16 protein-coding genes and 1 pseudogene are annotated in these 16,840 nt (G+C 42.2%); 5 read left to right on the top strand and 12 right to left on the bottom strand.

Annotation, left to right across the window (positions count from 1 at the left end):
- Window positions 1-130 precede the first annotated feature (130 nt).
- Both ric and IEW82_RS11385 read left to right on the top strand, forming a co-directional pair.
- Window positions 131-811, top strand: coding sequence for an iron-sulfur cluster repair di-iron protein (gene ric / locus IEW82_RS11390; RefSeq protein ID WP_188693985.1), 681 nt, complete (start codon window positions 131-133; stop codon window positions 809-811).
- 106 nt (window positions 812-917) lie between these two features.
- On the top strand, window positions 918-1,244 hold the full coding sequence (locus IEW82_RS11385) for a metal-sulfur cluster assembly factor (RefSeq protein ID WP_188693981.1): 327 nt from the start codon (window positions 918-920) through the stop codon (window positions 1,242-1,244).
- Window positions 1,245-1,342: 98 nt separating this feature from the next.
- On the opposite strand, the gene IEW82_RS11380 is transcribed toward IEW82_RS11385, so the two are convergent.
- Window positions 1,343-2,434 carry a TIGR04053 family radical SAM/SPASM domain-containing protein gene (locus IEW82_RS11380; protein WP_229672552.1) on the bottom strand — a complete coding sequence of 364 codons (1,092 nt, stop codon included), beginning with the start codon at window positions 2,432-2,434 and terminating at the stop codon, window positions 1,343-1,345.
- A gap of 343 nt (window positions 2,435-2,777) precedes the next feature.
- On the opposite strand from IEW82_RS11380, the gene IEW82_RS11375 reads away from it, so the two are divergent.
- From IEW82_RS11375 to IEW82_RS11365, 3 genes are read left to right on the top strand one after another with little or no spacing between them, the layout of a single operon-like run.
- Window positions 2,778-3,032 carry a DUF2249 domain-containing protein gene (locus tag IEW82_RS11375; protein ID WP_188693974.1) on the top strand — a complete coding sequence of 85 codons (255 nt, stop codon included), beginning with the start codon at window positions 2,778-2,780 and terminating at the stop codon, window positions 3,030-3,032.
- Between the two features lie 13 nt (window positions 3,033-3,045).
- Complete coding sequence (locus tag IEW82_RS11370; RefSeq protein ID WP_188693971.1) at window positions 3,046-3,381, top strand: hypothetical protein; 336 nt, start codon at window positions 3,046-3,048, stop codon at window positions 3,379-3,381.
- A 25-nt stretch (window positions 3,382-3,406) separates the two neighbouring features.
- The gene (locus IEW82_RS11365) at window positions 3,407-3,937 is read left to right on the top strand and encodes a DUF2249 domain-containing protein (protein ID WP_188693969.1); all 531 of its coding nucleotides are present in this window, start codon (window positions 3,407-3,409) and stop codon (window positions 3,935-3,937) included.
- A gap of 300 nt (window positions 3,938-4,237) precedes the next feature.
- On the opposite strand, the gene ilvA is transcribed toward IEW82_RS11365, so the two are convergent.
- From ilvA to IEW82_RS11315, 11 genes and pseudogenes are all read right to left on the bottom strand, one after another.
- Entirely contained in the window at window positions 4,238-5,191 is a 954-nt protein-coding gene (gene ilvA / locus IEW82_RS11360) for a threonine ammonia-lyase (protein ID WP_188694256.1), read from the bottom strand.
- A 51-nt stretch (window positions 5,192-5,242) separates the two neighbouring features.
- Complete coding sequence (leuD, locus tag IEW82_RS11355; RefSeq protein ID WP_188693966.1) at window positions 5,243-5,827, bottom strand: 3-isopropylmalate dehydratase small subunit; 585 nt, start codon at window positions 5,825-5,827, stop codon at window positions 5,243-5,245.
- A gap of 38 nt (window positions 5,828-5,865) precedes the next feature.
- Window positions 5,866-7,284, bottom strand: a complete 1,419-nt coding sequence (gene leuC / locus IEW82_RS11350; RefSeq protein ID WP_188693963.1) for a 3-isopropylmalate dehydratase large subunit — start codon at window positions 7,282-7,284, stop codon at window positions 5,866-5,868.
- A 74-nt stretch (window positions 7,285-7,358) separates the two neighbouring features.
- Window positions 7,359-8,459: a 3-isopropylmalate dehydrogenase gene (gene leuB / locus IEW82_RS11345; RefSeq protein ID WP_188693960.1), complete on the bottom strand. Its 1,101-nt coding sequence runs from the start codon at window positions 8,457-8,459 to the stop codon at window positions 7,359-7,361.
- A gap of 236 nt (window positions 8,460-8,695) precedes the next feature.
- A pseudogene (locus IEW82_RS20420) lies at window positions 8,696-8,979 on the bottom strand (hydroxymethylglutaryl-CoA lyase-like TIM-barrel protein); the annotation flags it as partial.
- Complete coding sequence (gene ilvC / locus IEW82_RS11340) at window positions 8,966-9,997, bottom strand: ketol-acid reductoisomerase (RefSeq protein WP_188693956.1); 1,032 nt, start codon at window positions 9,995-9,997, stop codon at window positions 8,966-8,968. The gene ilvC and the pseudogene IEW82_RS20420, both read right to left, overlap by 14 nt.
- Before the next feature lie 63 nt (window positions 9,998-10,060).
- On the bottom strand, window positions 10,061-10,582 hold the full coding sequence (gene ilvN / locus IEW82_RS11335; protein ID WP_188693953.1) for an acetolactate synthase small subunit: 522 nt from the start codon (window positions 10,580-10,582) through the stop codon (window positions 10,061-10,063).
- On the bottom strand, window positions 10,579-12,276 hold the full coding sequence (ilvB, locus tag IEW82_RS11330; protein WP_188694253.1) for an acetolactate synthase large subunit: 1,698 nt from the start codon (window positions 12,274-12,276) through the stop codon (window positions 10,579-10,581). Before ilvB ends, ilvN begins: the two co-directional genes overlap by 4 nt.
- 427 nt (window positions 12,277-12,703) lie before the next feature.
- Entirely contained in the window at window positions 12,704-14,371 is a 1,668-nt protein-coding gene (gene ilvD, locus IEW82_RS11325; RefSeq protein WP_188693950.1) for a dihydroxy-acid dehydratase, read from the bottom strand.
- A 631-nt stretch (window positions 14,372-15,002) separates the two neighbouring features.
- A complete protein-coding gene (locus tag IEW82_RS11320) occupies window positions 15,003-15,191 on the bottom strand; it encodes a YjzC family protein (RefSeq protein ID WP_188693947.1) in 189 nt (62 codons plus the stop codon).
- Window positions 15,192-15,252: 61 nt separating this feature from the next.
- Complete coding sequence (locus IEW82_RS11315) at window positions 15,253-16,827, bottom strand: peptide chain release factor 3 (protein WP_188693944.1); 1,575 nt, start codon at window positions 16,825-16,827, stop codon at window positions 15,253-15,255.
- Window positions 16,828-16,840: the final 13 nt, after the last annotated feature.

Here is a 16,840-nt window from a genome sequence, read left to right as displayed (position 1 = left end):
ACTCCACTTACTCCCCCTATTCTTTTCCTTCGTTTTGAACCTTCCCATTTTTCAACATGTGACCTGCGTCACGGATGACATATTCTTTTGAGTTTAAAGTAAAAAGAACAAATGATTAGGGGGTTATATCATGACCATATTCACTGAAAACGATCGTACAGGAGAAATTGTGATTCGATTTCCCTATGCGAGTCAATTATTAAGACAGTATAAAATTGATTTTTGTTGTAGTGGAGATCGTAGGATTGGAGAAGTCATTCAGGAAAGAGAATTGGATGGTGAAAAAATTTTAAATGAGATTAATGCCCATTATGAGGAACAAAAACAGCTTCACAATGTAATAATTGATTGGAAAAGTCAAGCGAATGAAACCATCATCAATCATATTATAGACACACATCATAATTATTTACGCAGCATCCTCCCTGAATTAGAGCAGCTTACCTTAAAAGTTGCCAAGGTGCATGGCAAGCATCATCCAGAGTTAATTCAAGTGCAGAAATTATTTAAAACAATGCAAGCAGACCTGTTGCAACATATCACTAAGGAGGAGACCTATATTTTCCCAAAAATTCTTGACTCTAGCGTCGTCTCTCAAAATATCGGCAATGAAATAGCTTTACTAGAAGACGAGCACTCTTCCTCTGGTGCCCTCTTAAAATCAATACATGAATTAACAGATGACTTCACTGCGCCAATGGATGCCTGTAATACATTTAAATTAACTTACTTGAAACTCGATGAATTAGAGCGCAATACATTCAATCATATCCATTTAGAAAATAACATTTTGTTCCCTAGGTTTCATTAATCCCTGGTAATTAATACACCCTCTTAAACTCAATCAAATAGTTCTTCAATCCATGAATGACAGGAAAAGGGGGTATAGAAAATTACAAGAAAGGACGTACAATAAAATGGCTTTAGTTGATAACGAGACAGTACTTCAGGCTTTAAAAACAGTGATTGATCCTGAGCTTGGTATTAATATTGTTGATTTAGGTCTCATCTATGGGATTGATGTTGATTTTGATAGAAATGTCAAGGTCACCATGACTTTGACAACACCTGGTTGTCCATTACACAGTAGCATTGAATCTGGCGTTTTAGGTGTTCTCCAAAAATTAGATGGTATTGGTAGATCCGATGTTGACATCGTCTGGGAACCTAGATGGAGTCCTGAAAATATGTCGAAGGATGCCAAAACAGCTTTATGGGGTGAAAGACCATCAGCTTACCATTAATGATTCTCGAGAGTTCTACATGAAATGCTCAGCTCTTACTTTATCTAAAAAAAACAGCCCCCGATTATTTACGCTTTAATAATTGGAGGTTGTTTTACTTAATCATGTTGATAGCCGTTTGGAATATACGTACAATATGGTTCGCTTTCAAGGTAATCTCCAGTTACAGCATAAGCTCTTGCACGTGATCCCCCACAAATATGCCGGTATTCACATGCGCCACACTTTCCTTTATATAAATTAGCGTTTCTCAATTCCTGAAAAACATGATGGTTTCGGTAAATATCTGCCAAGGACCGCTCTCTCACATTGCCACATTTGATTGGTAAAAATCCACTAGGATACACATCTCCAATATGAGAAATGAATAAAAAACCCTTCCCACTATTTACCCCTCTAGGGGCCCTTCCAAGAACATCCACTTTAGCTGTTCTTTCGGTCTGAAATAAGGATTCATTACGTCTTTCTTCTTTATTTCTCTGAATGATGACTCTTCGGAAATGCTGTGCTTCTGTGGTTTTAATATCAAATGATTTTTCTTTTTTTATATCATAAAGTTGATGAAGAACCCCTTCGTGTTCTTCAGGAGATATCGGTGTAAGACGTTCGCCACGTCCTGTAGGAACAAGGAAAAATACACTCCATAAAACCGCATTAAGGGATGCTACTAAATCAGCCATTTCTTTTATATAATCGCTATTATTCTTAGATATTACTGTATTAATTTGAACAGGCAGATCGAGCTCATGTAAATATCGGATGGCATTAATCGTCAAATCAAAGGAGCCATCCGTTCCTCTAAAATAATCGTGGATTTCCTTATTAGGACCATCAATACTAAAAGCCCATCGGGCCAGTCCATGCCCTTTGGCTTTTGCTATCGCCTCCTTAGTAACCTTTGGTGTTGCACTTGGGGTCATGGAGACACGCACGCCTTTATCTACTGCATATTGAATAAGATCAAATAAATCCTCCCGCATTAAAGGATCTCCACCTGTGAAAACTAATATTGGATTATTCATTTCATGGATTTGATCGATTAACGCTTTCCCCTCCTGGAAATTTAACTCTTGACTATGCCGATAATATTGGGCATCAGCTCGACAATGTAAACATCTTAACAAACAAGCTCTTGTTAATTCCCAGATAACAATAAAGGGATCCTGATTAAAGTCAACATGATTTCTCACATCTACACTCTCCTTTTTCGCACTCAAATAAAAATGAACGGACCTCCTAAAAATTATAAGTAGGCAGCCCCTCAACTTAACGCTCATAATATAAACCTTTTTAAGCCCGTTTAGTGTGAGCTAAATCATAGGTAAGAAAATGCGTCTATTTTTCTAATAGCATGGAGATTCCTACAATACCCAAGAGCGCCAGTGAAGTATGCAAGGCAAGTTTCTCAACACAAGAAGTAAGGCTTTTAAAAATTTTTATGGCATGAAAAGTATAGCTTTGTGATGTAGCTTACAAAAATTTTTTCAATTGTTTTTATAATGGATTTGTGGATAAAAACAAGGAGGAATTATCATGACAACTCATATTACAGCAACTGTTCATGCGACCGAATACCCACCTCATTTAAAACACAGGGTCATCTTTGAAACCTTTGATAGATTAAATCCAAATGAGGCCATGTTATTAGTCAACGATCATGATCCCAAGCCATTACATTATCAATTCAATTCAACCAGAAATGGACAATTTGAATGGGAATATTTAGAGCAAGGTCCTGAAGTCTTTCAGATAAAAATTACTCGAATAAAAGAGCAAGCTCTGCGTTAAAGGAGGAGAGGAAATGGCGAAAATTATCGCTGCGAATGATGCTACACTTAAGATTACTGTAAAACTCGACGACGCATTGACCATGATTCGCCAGGCTAAAAATAATGTTGAGGATTATGCACATGATATTATAACCATTTATGAAAAGATGCCTGAGTTTGATTTCACTTATTTCTGCTTTTATGCTTATAACAGCGCGATATTATTCGAAACCATGCTAGGAATTGATCCCAAAAACTATACTTCCTTTTCTTTAGAGGCTCCAGACTCCTTCTTTTACACACTTTATGGTGGCATATACAGTCTATATGATAAGGCAAGGCAAGCTTTAGAAGGAGCAAACATATAATATGGCTGCAAAGAGGGGGTTATGTATGGAAAATCAGTCTAATATTGTAGAGCTGGATGTACGTCCTTACTTAAGAAAAAAAATTGAACCTTTTAAGATTATTATGGCTACAGTCAAAGACTTACGTGAGGAAGATACCTTCATACTTCATGCCACCTTCAATCCGAAGCCCCTGATTAGTGTCATGAAACGAAAAGGGTTCGCATCTAGTACAGAAAAAGTAGACAAAAAACATTGGGTAATTACGTTTAATCATAAAAGTAGAGAGGACGCGCTTGTGGAACAAGCAGCAAAGCCCCAAGCGAATAAAGAAAAAAGAAGCGTCCTTAATAAGGGTCCTCAACTATATAAATTAGACAATCGTGGACTTGAGCCTCCAAACCCTATGATTCGAACATTAAATCAACTCGAATTGTGCCACCCCGGAGATAAAGTGATCATTCATAACGATCGTGTTCCCGTGTTTTTAATCGAAGAGCTCAATACCTTGGGATATTCCTACATTGTTGAGGAACAAGGAGATGGATCAGCACACGTCATTATCACAAAGAATTGAAATGACACCACTTAAACACTATCTACCTTTTGTAAATAGAGAGACATCTCCTATAAAAGAGGGAGGTGAATGTGTTTATTACAGATAAGAAAACCATTATCAATAAAGTTGAGGAATTGTGAACAACCATTTGAGAACAAGATCTTTATGATCCATTAAAGCAATTAGTCAAAAGCGCTTTGACGGAGCGCTTCATCACTCACTGAGAAAAAGCCGAATGCATTTACAAATTCTATGCATTCGGCCTCTCTATAAGCTGAATATTTCTCGTACCAGCTCTAATGACTCTCTGTTGACTTTTTAAATATTGGAAGCTTGACCGCCATGGGCTGTCAGACGATCGGCAAGCTTCATGTATAGCGGGATATTTTGTGGATCGGTGTTACCCCCGGAAATGACTATTCCGACTGTCTTGTTTGACGTCTGCAATGGACGATACAATAAGGCAGCTAAAGCAGCGGCACCTGCTCCTTCCACAAGTGACTTTTCTCGCTCCAGCATTAGGAGAATGGCGCTGGCGATTTCCTCATCACTGACAGTAACCATATCATCGACATACTTTTGGATGATTGGATAAGTAAACCGTCCTGGTTCCTTGACAAGAATGCCATCAGCAATCGACTCTATCTTTTTCAATGAAAAGGGACCTTTTGAGCAAAAGCGATTGTATATGGCAGATGCGCCGGTTGCTTGTACCCCAATCAATTGGATGGAAGGCTTTAGACTTTTGGCCACAATCGCTGTGCCTGCCAGAAGTCCCCCTCCCCCCACTGGCACAATGAGCATCTCCAGATCAGGGCATTGCTGGAGCAATTCAAAGGCAACTGTTCCTTGTCCAGCCATGACAAGTGGGTCATCAAAGGCGTGAACAAAGGTAGCTTTTTCACTGAGAGCTGCTTCATAGGCTTCCTGGTAGGTTTCACCTACTAAAACCACCTCAGCTCCATAGGCTTGTGTCGCCTCTACCTTCGTTCTCGGTGCATGCAAAGGCATAAAAATTCTTGCTCTAATCCCTTTCTTAGCGGCGGCAAAGGCCACCCCTTGAGCATGATTGCCCGCCGAAGCCGCAACGATCCCTTGCTTTCTTTCTTGTTCTGAGAGTGAGAACACTTTGTGAGTGGCTCCGCGAATTTTAAAAGATCCCGTTTTTTGCATGTTTTCCATTTTTAAATAAACTTCAGTTCCTATAATGTTTTCTAAGGTTTGCGATCTTTTAACAGGAGTGCGATGAACCACCGGGAGCAAATGCTCCATTGCTTTTATGACGTCATTTTTTAACACGTAATCCCCAAGGGTTTCACCTTCCTAGTTTGCCTTTTGTTCAAAAGCTTTTATTTTGTCTTCTAATTGCATGGTTAAAGAGATTTCGTCCCATCCATTAAGCAACAATTTTTTTTGGTAGGAATCAATAGTAAAGGTTGCATGAAAACCGTCATTATCCGTGACAGTTTGTGTTTCTAAATCCACCTGTAATGTATACTTCCCTTGTTTGGCTTTTTCTAACACTATTGCAACTTCTTCCTCACTAAGTTTAACGAGGAGAATCCCATTTTTAGTGCTATTGTTATAAAAAATATCGGCAAAGCTCGGAGCAATGATCACTTTAAATCCATAATCAAGTAATGCCCATGGCGCATGCTCTCTTGATGAGCCACACCCAAAGTTTTCACCAGCCACTAAAATAGAGGCCTGCTCATAAGCAGGTTGATTGATAATAAAATCCGCTCGCTTATTCCCATCATTATCAAAACGCCAATGATAAAATAAAAATTGCCCAAAACCTTGCCGTTCTATTCGCTTTAAAAATTGCTTAGGAATGATTTGGTCTGTATCGACATTCACCCGATCAAGCGGGCAGACAATCCCTTCATGCTTTTGAATAGCTTCCACTCATCTCACCTTTCCTTTCTAAACAGCTTTTACACCATTTATGAGAAAACCTCTTGATTGCTGAACGATCTGACATCAACAAAATGACCGGCAATGGCTGCGGCCGCAGCCATGGCAGGACTAACAAGATGTGTTCTTGCTCCATTGCCTTGACGCCCTTCAAAATTACGATTGGATGTCGATGCGCAGCGCTCACCTGGCTGGAGGACATCATCATTCATGGCAAGGCACATACTACAACCAGCGCTTCGCCATTCAAATCCGGCTTCTGTGAAAATTTTGTCAAGACCTTCTGCCTCAGCAGCAAGCTTGACGGTTTGTGAGCCTGGAACAACAATGGCACTGACATTCTCATGCACCCTTCGGCCTTTAACGACTTCTGCCGCTGCCCGTAAATCACTCAACCGTGCATTTGTACAGGAGCCGATAAAAACGTGATCAATGGCGATGGCTTCTATCGGTGTGCCTGCTTCAAGACCCATATACTCTAAAGCTTGACGAATAGCTGAGCGATCAGCGGGTCTTGAGTAATCCTCTGGGTTAGGAACATGGGCGCTGATCGGGCCACCCATAGATGGGTTGGTTCCCCATGTGACTTGAGGTTCAATTTCTTCAGCATCAATTTCAATCGTGCGATCGTATTCTGCCCCTTCATCTGTTGCGAATTCTTCCCATTTCTGCACGGCTTCGAAAAAGGCATCGCCCTCAGGCACATAGCGCTTTCCTTTCAAAAATTCGTAGGTTGTTTGATCTGGACTGATTAAACCTGCCCGCGCACCTGCTTCAATGGACATATTGCAGACGGTCATCCGCTCTTCCATGGACAGGTCGCGAATGGCTTCACCCGTATATTCCATCACGTATCCCGTACCCACATTAACACCGAATTTAGCAATAATTGCTAAAATCAAATCCTTTGCTGTCACACCAAGTCCTAATTTGCCATTGACTTTTACCTGTAGGGTCTTGGGTTTGGCTTGCCAGAGTGTTTGCGTTGCTAGGACATGTTCCACCTCACTTGTACCAATACCAAAGGCCAAGGCACCAAAGGCACCATGTGTGGAGGTATGACTATCTCCGCATACAATTGTTTTACCAGGCTGAGTCAATCCAAGCTGCGGCCCAATGACGTGGACAATCCCTTGATCCGGGTGATTGATATCAGCAAGAGGAATAGCAAATTCTTCACAATTCTGTCTCAAGGTGGACATTTGTTTTTTGGCAATTTCATCAGAAATAACATTGCGATGCTTGGTCGGAACATTATGATCCACCGTCGCGTAAGTCAGATCTGGACGTCTCACCTTACGTTGATTCATGCGTAAACCCTCAAAGGCTTGGGGAGATGTTACCTCATGAACAAGATGAAGATCGATATAAAGTAAATTCGGTTTATTCTCTTCTTCATGAACAACATGGCGCTCCCAAATTTTTTCAATGATTGTTTTTGGCTTCATCCTTAATACACCCTCTCCCACTTAAATTGAAGACTATGCTGGTATAGCAACAATGCACCATACCAGCACAACTATTAAGCGTATGTTTCTAAAATACCAGCTACAGTATCATTGCCACTGAATTGTTCAATGACTTTATCAACTAGCGCGCTAGTTTTTAAAACCGTGCCTTTCTCAATGGCCAAATCACTTGTATGATAGCCTTCCTCTAATGTTTGCTGAACGGCGACTTCCATGGCGTTGGCTTCTTTATGCATATTAAAGGAATAACGTAGCATCATCGCGGCAGACATAATCATCGCTAATGGGTTAGCAATGCCTTTACCGGCAATATCTGGCGCTGACCCATGCACAGGTTCATACATTCCCACTGCATCGCTGCGCAGACTTGCTGACGGTAGCATGCCGAGTGAGCCTGTAAGCATTGAGGCTTCATCACTGAGGATGTCTCCAAATAGATTTTCAGTGACAATGACATCAAATTGCTCAGGATAACGAATCAACTGCATGGCCGCAGAGTCGACGAGCTGATGCTCTACTTCTACATCAGGATAATCAGGGGCCACCTGATTGACAATCTCACGCCACATCTTACTTGATTCTAAGACATTCGCTTTATCTACGGATGTTAGTTTATGCCGTCTCACTTGTGCAAGCTCAAAGGCCTTTCTAACAATCCGCTCAATCTCGGCCTTTGTATACTGCAATGTGTCGACAACTGCATCACCATCTCGGCCACTTGGTTCCCCGAAATATAACCCGCCTGTTAATTCTCTGACAATTAGTAAATCGACATGATTGACCAGATGCTCTTTTAAAGGAGAGGCGGGAATCAAGGATTTAACGGTGGTAACAGGACGAAGATTAGCAAACAGTCCCATCTTTTTACGTATCCCGAGCAGCCCTTTCTCAGGACGGAGTTGGGAAGGCCCTCCATCCCATTTTGGCCCACCAACCGCTCCCAAAAGAATAGCATCACTCTCCTCACAAAGCTTGATGGTTGCATCTGGAAGTGGTGTGCCTTCAGCATCAATTGCACAGCCACCAATCTTTCCTTCTGTAAAGACAAAGTGATGATTAAAACGATCGACAACCGCCTCTAGCACTCTCTGACATCCAGCCATCACTTCGGGACCGATGCCATCTCCTGGTAAAACAGCAATTCTCTTTTCCATCCTAATGCCCTCTCCTTTCATCATGATTAACGTGCATTAGACATGCTTTTTCTTCCTTAAGGTCCTGAATACTTTGAGTATAGAACACACGATTAGTAGCATTGAGATAAGCTTCCGCCATTGCCTGAAGAACATCCTAAGTTGATCCTGTAAAAATTTTTTACGAGCAACATAGACTGCTTTGATAGCCATTTTTAGAACGTCATCAAGCGACTTTTTTAGCGTGTGTGTCATAATATGAAGCTGCGGCTCAGCCCCACCCTTTAACGCGTACCAAGCTGTATCCATATCAGATATACGAGACAAACCAGTGCTCAAGCTGTCTTTGACTGTTTCAGTAATTTGTTTAACGAACTCAAAAATCACCTTGAGAAGAAGCAGGGAAACCCCGCTTCCATGATATCGCACCGAGACGTTCAAGCTATCCGGCAATTTCCAATTTCTCAAGAGTATTGAGGTTCACACCTGCTGATGACTCTTCGTCATACAAAGCTGTGTCAAAGGCATTAATTTTTCGCACCTGTTACCACTTCTCTTTCCTGTGAAAATTGTTTTTTCACAAATGGCATCAATTGACGAAGCTCACGCCCTACCACTTCAATCTGATGTGCTTTTTCCCGTCTATTGATCGCATTAAATTGTGGTCGGTTGGTTTGATTTTCCGAGATCCAGCCCTTAGCAAACTTACCGTCTTGGATATCCTTCAGCACTTCCTTCATCCGTGCTTTGGTCTCTTCATTTATTACACGTGGTCCGGATACAAAATCACCCCACTGAGCGGTATCAGAGATGGAATAGCGCATGCCTTCCAAACCATCTTCATAAATAAGGTCAACAATCAGCTTCATTTCATGGAGACATTCAAAATAAGCAATTTCTGGCTGATATCCTGCTTCTACAAGAATTTCAAATCCTGATTTGATTAGTGATGTTAAGCCACCACAAAGCACTGCCTGTTCACCGAAAAGATCGGTTTCTGTTTCTTCTTGGAAGGAGGTTTCTAGAATGCCAGCGCGGCCTGCACCAATCGCTTTAGCATAAGCCAAGGCGATGTCCTTTGCTTCGCCAGTAGCATCCTGATGAATCCCGATCAACGCAGGTACCCCAGCTCCTTCAGTATAGGTTCTTCTTACCAGGTGTCCTGGACCTTTAGGTGCAACAAGAAAGACATCAACATCCTTTGGCGGTACAATTTGGGTAAAGTGAATGTTAAAGCCATGAGCAAAGACGAGGGATTTACCCGCTGTTAAACCCGCTTCTACGGATTCATGATAGATCTTTGGCTGCTGCTCGTCAGGAGATAAGAGAATGATAACATCGGCTTCCTTACTCGCCTCGGCAACTGTTTTAACAGTAAATCCATCATCTTCAGCACGTTTCCATGAATTTCCTGGTCTCAAGCCAACCACAACCTCGAAGCCACTGTCACGAAGATTTTGTGCATGGGCATGCCCCTGTGATCCGTAGCCTACAACAGCAACCTTTTTCCCTCGTAATACTGAATCATTAATGTCTCCGTTATAATATACTTTTGTCATAATTAATCGTCCTCTCCTAATAGTGTTTATATGTCATGTTCAAAATGAACAATGCAACAAAGTTTATTTGATTAATGAATAAGGCTTCATTTCTGTTACTTGACGCTGCTGACCTCTTGGAAAAGCCGTTATCCCCGTACGGGCTAGCTCTTTAATCCCGTAAGGTCTTAATAATTCAATCAGCGCTTCAACTTTATCGGAATCCCCTGTGACTTGAACAGTGAGACTATCTCGACTGACATCGATAATCGAAGCCCGAAAAGGTTCAACAATACCATTGATCTCAGATCGAATTTGCGGATTGCTAAGCACCTTAATCAAAACAAGCTCTCTAGCAACAATGGCTTGATCGGTAATATCCCAAACCTTTAATACATCAATTTGCTTGTGCAGCTGCTTTACAAGCTGTTCACTTTGAGCTTCATCCTTCACATCAACCACAAATGTCATGCGTGAAATGCCTTCTGTTTCAGTTCTTCCAACTGAGATACTCTCGATGTTAAAACGTCTTTTGGACATCAACCCTGTCACACGATTGAGGACACCACTTTGATTGTTTACAATCGCTATGACAATCCTTTTCATGGTTTCACCCCTATCATTTCATGAATCCCAGCACCTGGAGCTACCATTGGTGTAACGATTTCCTCAGGATTAACACGGCAATCGATAAGTACTGGTTCAGTATCAAGTAGCGTTTTAGAAAAAACCTCTTGCAACGCCTCAGCCGTTTCTACTTTAAACCCTCTGATATCATAACTTTCTGCCAATTTAACAAAGTCTGGTTGAACGGGGATTTTAGATTGTGAATATCTCCCACCATAAAAGGCATGCTGCCACTGGCGAACCATCCCAAGAGAGGTATTGTTAACGATAATGATTTTTACAGGCAGCCGATGTTCTTGAAGAACTGAGAGCTCTTGAAGTGTCATTTGAAAGCCACCATCTCCAACCAATGCAATAACTGTTTTATCAGGTGCAGCCAATTGTGCACCAATGGCTGCAGGGAAACCGAAGCCCATTGTGCCTAAACCGCCTGATGTGACCCATTTTTTTGGTTCTTTGAATGAATAATATTGGGCCGCCCACATTTGATGCTGGCCTACATCTGTAACCACAATTGCCTCACCATTTGTGACTTTATGCAAGCGCTCCACCACATATTGCGGTGATAAGATGTCATTATCCGTGTTATACCAAAGCGGAAACTTCACTTGATCGGTCTTTAACTTTTCCACCCATTCAGTGATGCTGGGCGCCGAGCCAACTTCTTTAAGCAAGGCCTTCAGTGTTTCTTTCGCATCGGCAACAATAGGAATTGCTGTTTCAACATTTTTTCCAATTTCCGCCGGATCGATATCTATATGAGCGACAATAGCTTTTTTCGCAAAGTGTTGTAAGTTACCCGTTAAGCGATCATCGAAGCGAGCACCGAAGTTGATCAAAAGATCGGCGTCATATAGGGCCATGTTCGCAGCATAAGTCCCGTGCATGCCTGCCATCCCTAAAAACAAGCCATGATCCGCCGGAAAACTGCCAAGGCCTAGTAATGTATTGGCCACAGGGATGCCCTGGCTCTCAACAAGCTCTAATAGCTCAGCGGAGGCACCTGAATGAATGATGCCTGCCCCAGCCAAGATCACCGGTCTTTCAGCATGATGGATAGCTTCTGCGAGCTTCTTAACCTGCAAGAGATTAGGCAAATAATTTGGTTGATAGCCTGGCAAATGGATGTCTTCTGGAACAAGTGGTTCGACAAGCTCTGAAGAGATGTCCTTTGGGATGTCAACAACGACGGGACCCGGTCGTCCTGTTGTTGCAATGTGAAAGGCCTCTTTCACAATTCGCGGTAAATCCTCTAGCTCCTGAATTTGATAATTATGTTTCGTAATCGGCGTGGTAATCCCCATAACATCTGCCTCTTGAAAAGCATCTGTCCCGATGACTCCTCTTGCGACCTGCCCTGTAAAGACGACCAGAGGCAGGGAATCCATCATCGCATCGGCTATTCCTGTCACTAAATTGGTAGCTCCGGGGCCAGACGTCCCGATTACAACACCCGGCTTCCCACTGATTCTGGCATAGCCTTCAGCAGCGTGAATGGCTCCTTGCTCATGACGGGGAAGAATGTGCCTTAGCTCCGTCCTGTATAAAGCGTCGTAGATCGGTAAAACAGCTCCTCCTGGGTAGCCAAAGATGATTTCAACCCCTTCGTCGATCAAAGTTTGCATTAAAACATCTGCACCGGTTTTTGGACTGACACTTTCCTTCACTTTCATTTTCGCTTGCAATGCTCTCCCTCCATTAAAAAATGTAATCAATGCAACACCTTGTTACTTCTTCATCTTTTCACTGCAACGCTAAAAACTTTGTAAGACGTAGAGAGCGGATAATATAAAAAACCTTTCAGCCCTATACCTCATCAATCGATCAGATAAAGGGGTGAAAGGTTTTTCACGGTACCACCCTTTTTCATGGCATTTTCACAAATGCCACCTTAGTGACTCAAAACGAGTCGTTTTTTTATAACATGTGGATTGGTGCCTCCACACGGTTCATCCTACTTGAGATGCACTCTTTCAAATGAACACTCTGGGGTGAGTAAATTGTAAAGTGCACTACCGCTTCTCACCTCACGCGGCTCTCTGAAAATGCCCATTTACAATTGTGTCCCCGTCATCATTTTAGCTATTGACTTATAAAGCATTAAATTTTGAAAACGCCGCCTGTGCTTGCCGAGGTGACAAGTTTTGAATAGCGAGCAAGATAACCTGATTTAATTTTCGGTTCAGGCTGCACCCATTTATCCTTTCTTTCCTCTAACACTTCATCATCAACTAGTACATTGATGGTTCGACGTGTTAAATCAATAACGATTTTATCACCGTTTTCCAGTAAGCCAATCGGACCGCCTTCAGCCGCCTCTGGAGAAATATGACCAACACAAATGCCTCGCGTCGCGCCAGAGAACCGACCATCGGTAATCAAGGCCACTTCCTTATCAAGACCCCGTCCTGCTATGGATGAGGTTGGTGCCAGCATTTCTGGCATTCCCGGTCCTCCCTTTGGTCCCTCACTTCGAATGACCACAACATGACCGGATTGAACGGTACCATCATCTATGCCTTGCTGCGCCTCATCTTGAGATTCAAAGATGATCGCCTCTCCTGTAAAGGATTTGATCGAAGGATCAACCGCCCCCACTTTAATGACAGCACCATCAGGAGCTAAATTCCCAAATAAAATTGAGAGACCGCCCACTGGGCTATAAGGATTCTCCTTCCGACGGATCACCTTATCATTAAGAATTTCAGCGTCTTGAACATTTTCATAGATTGACTTTCCTGTAATGGTAATGCGATCTTTGTGAATCAAGCCATTAATACTGCAAAGCTCTTTAATAATCGCGCTGACCCCACCTGCAAGATGCACATCATGCATGGAATATTGTGAAGCAGGGCTGATTTTAGCGAGATAAGGGACACGCTCGGCCACTTCATTTATACGCTGTAAATCATAATCTATACCTGCCTCATTCGCCAATGCTAAAGTATGGAGCACTGTATTGGTTGACCCGCCCATCGCCATATCTAATGCAAAGCAATCATCAATGGCTTCCTTGGTGATAATATCACGTGGACGAATATCATTTTTGACAAGATACATTAAGTGTTCTGCGGCTTCCTTGATCAAGCGATGACGCTCTTCAGAAGTAGCAACAATCGTTCCATTCCCCGGAAGCGCCATGCCCAGCATTTCCATCAAGGAATTCATGGAATTTGCCGTAAACATCCCCGAGCATGAGCCACATGTTGGGCAAGCCACTGTTTCCAGCTCTTGAAGCTCTGTCGCTGACATCTTTCCTGAGTGATAAGCACCAACACCTTCAAAAACGGAAACCAGTGAAAGGTTTTGACCTGTTTTGGAAACACCCGCTTCCATTGGTCCCCCAGACACAAACACTGCTGGTACATTGGTACGCGCAGCTGCCAACAACATTCCAGGAGTAATCTTGTCACAGTTTGGAATATAAAAGACGCCGTCAAACCAATGGGCATTGATTACTGTTTCTGCCGAATCAGCGATAATTTCTCGACTAGGCAAGGAATAGCGCATGCCTATATGTCCCATGGCAATCCCATCATCTACGCCAATCGTATTGAATTCAAAAGGAACTCCTCCAGCTTCTCTAATCGCTTCTTTAACCACTTGAGCAAACTCATTTAAATGCCTATGCCCTGGAATAATATCAACATATGAATTGCAAACGCCAATAAATGGTTTATCAAGGTCCTTTGTTTTTACGCCTGCAGCATGTAAAAGGCTTCGATGAGGAGCCCGATCAATGCCTTTTTTAATCGTGTCGCTTCGCATAAATCCCCCTCCTCTATCTGTCTAAAGGGTAAAATAAAATTTTAATTTTTAGATAGTTTATGGTATTTCTTGGTGAATGAAAATGTGTGAAATAAATGCCCTTTTTCATTTTATTATTCTGTTTTTTCTAGAAAATTATTTTATTGATTGTGGACATAATACGCCCTTTCAAAGCGAAGGTCAACCGCTTTTTTCAAAAAATATTAATTATTTTAACTTATCACTCAATATGAAAGCGCTTCACTTATTAATGTCATGCCATATTTTCTTACATACTTTTTTAAATTGTAAATTTTTTTGAAGCGTTTTCAATATATCTGTAACCTTTTATATGACAAGCTTTATATAGTCATTTACTTCCCTCTTGCTTAATAGCAATGTACAGAAGGATTTAGCTTATAGAGAAGTCGAACGCATGCACACTTTAGAAGGCATGCGTTCGGCTTTTTGAGTCATGAAGCACTCCGTTAAAATACTTCGCTTTCCGCAGGAAGCGAAGTATTTTGGCTGCGCTTCCGTTTTCCCTGGCTATTTTTAAAGTCTTACCATTCGGTATCAGGGTGATCCTCTTTTCGTTTTGTCTCACCCTCGTGATGGGTATGAGCATAGTTCATGCCTTTTATTTTTGCTTTTAATGCAATGGTTTAGGCTTTCTCATCCAGACGCGGTCTTTATTGGCTGTTGTCGGAAATTCCTGGCCAGCTTTTTTGTGTATGATTTCTGGTGTTTCAACCATGCTCCCCGTTTCTCCAATCTCCATATAAGTCCCATCATTCGGTACTTTATCACCAGGCTTAAAGCGATTGTTTTGACCACCCATTAAAAAACCTCCTCTCAGTTTTAAGCATAGCTTTCCCTGAGAAGAGGAATTCATGAAACGATTAAACAATGGATTCAGCTAACTGAATTTCCGGGTTCTTTTGCTGGAACCAATTTAATCCAAACTCGTTTTCAAATAGTATAACTGGGCGGTCTTGACCATCGTGCACAACCATATTTGTCGTACTGCGCAATGCTTCCCGTGGCACATCCTCACTCATCAACCAACGCGCAATGTGAAACGACATGGGTTGAATATCTAATTCGACGTTATATTCTGCCTCCATGCGATATTTAAAAACATCAAATTGCAGCTGACCGACGACACCCAGAATATATTCTTCAAAGCGCTCGGTCTTATAAATTTGAACAGCACCTTCTTGAGCAAGCTGCTCAATGCCCTTGATAAAATGCTTTTGCTTTAAAGCAGTTTTTGCCCGCACCTTTGAAAAATGCTCAGGTGGAAACGTAGGCAGCTTGCCAAAGTTAAAGGTATCCTTTGCCTCACATAAGGTATCACCGATTTGATAAACCCCTGGGTCATAGATACCGACAATATCTCCAGGATAAGCCTCTTCAACATTCTCACGGCTATCCGCAAAAAACTGCTGCGGCTGGGCGAGCTTAACAGCTTTTCCCGTACGATCAAGCCACGTTTCCATACCCTTTTCATATTTTCCTGAACAAATTCTTAAAAAGGCAATACGATCACGGTGCGCAGGATTCATATTTGCTTGTATTTTAAAGATAAAGCCGGAAAAAAGCGGTTCTGTTGGCGCTATTTGCCCCTTACTCGTCTCTCGCGCAGCCGGCCCTGGAGCGAGGCCGAGAAAATGTCTTAAAAATGTTGGTACACCAAAGCTTGAAATCGCACTGCCAAAAAAAACGGGGGTTTGTTTTCCCGCTCGCACCGCTTCTTCATCAAACGGATTGCCTGCTTCATCAAGCAACAAAAGTTCCTCTTCAAGCTGCCCAATCGTCGACTCATCCGCCACTTTGGACAAAACACTGCGCAAATCCTCTAAAGTTGCTGCTGGGAGAAGAGTCTCTTCCTTTTTATCATCATATAGCTCAATCTCTTTTTTAAAGCGGTCATAAACACCACAAAAGGACTGCCCCATTCCAATCGGGTAATTAACAGGACATGTCTCAATGCCTAAAACTTCCTCAAGCTCTTCAAAGAGTTCAAGCGGCTCTTTTCCCTGACGATCAAGCTTATTGATAAAGGTAAAGATTGGGATGCCGCGATCACGACAGACCTTGAACAGCTTAAGTGTCTGAGCTTCAACGCCTTTTGCCGCATCAATAATCATCACTACGCTGTCAACGGCCATAAGTGTCCGATACGTATCCTCGCTAAAATCTTGGTGTCCAGGTGTATCCAAAATATTTATTTTAAAATCATCATAAACAAATTGCATCACACTAGAGGTCACAGAAATTCCGCGCTGCTTCTCCAGCTCCATCCAGTCTGAGGTGGCAAATTTCTTCGATTTACGCGATTTGACAGAGCCTGCCGTCCGAATCGCCCCACCTAATAGGAGTAACTTTTCAGTCAATGTTGTTTTCCCTGCATCAGGATGCGAAATAATCGCAAACGTCTTACGTCGGGAGACTTCTTGTTCAAGCTTTCCCATACACTATTTCCTT

Origin of the sequence: Pullulanibacillus camelliae, from assembly GCF_014642655.1 — a bacterium.
In the GTDB taxonomy this organism is placed as follows: Bacteria; Bacillota; Bacilli; order Bacillales; family Sporolactobacillaceae; genus Pullulanibacillus; species Pullulanibacillus camelliae.
This window is presented reverse-complemented; position numbering and strand designations above follow the sequence as displayed.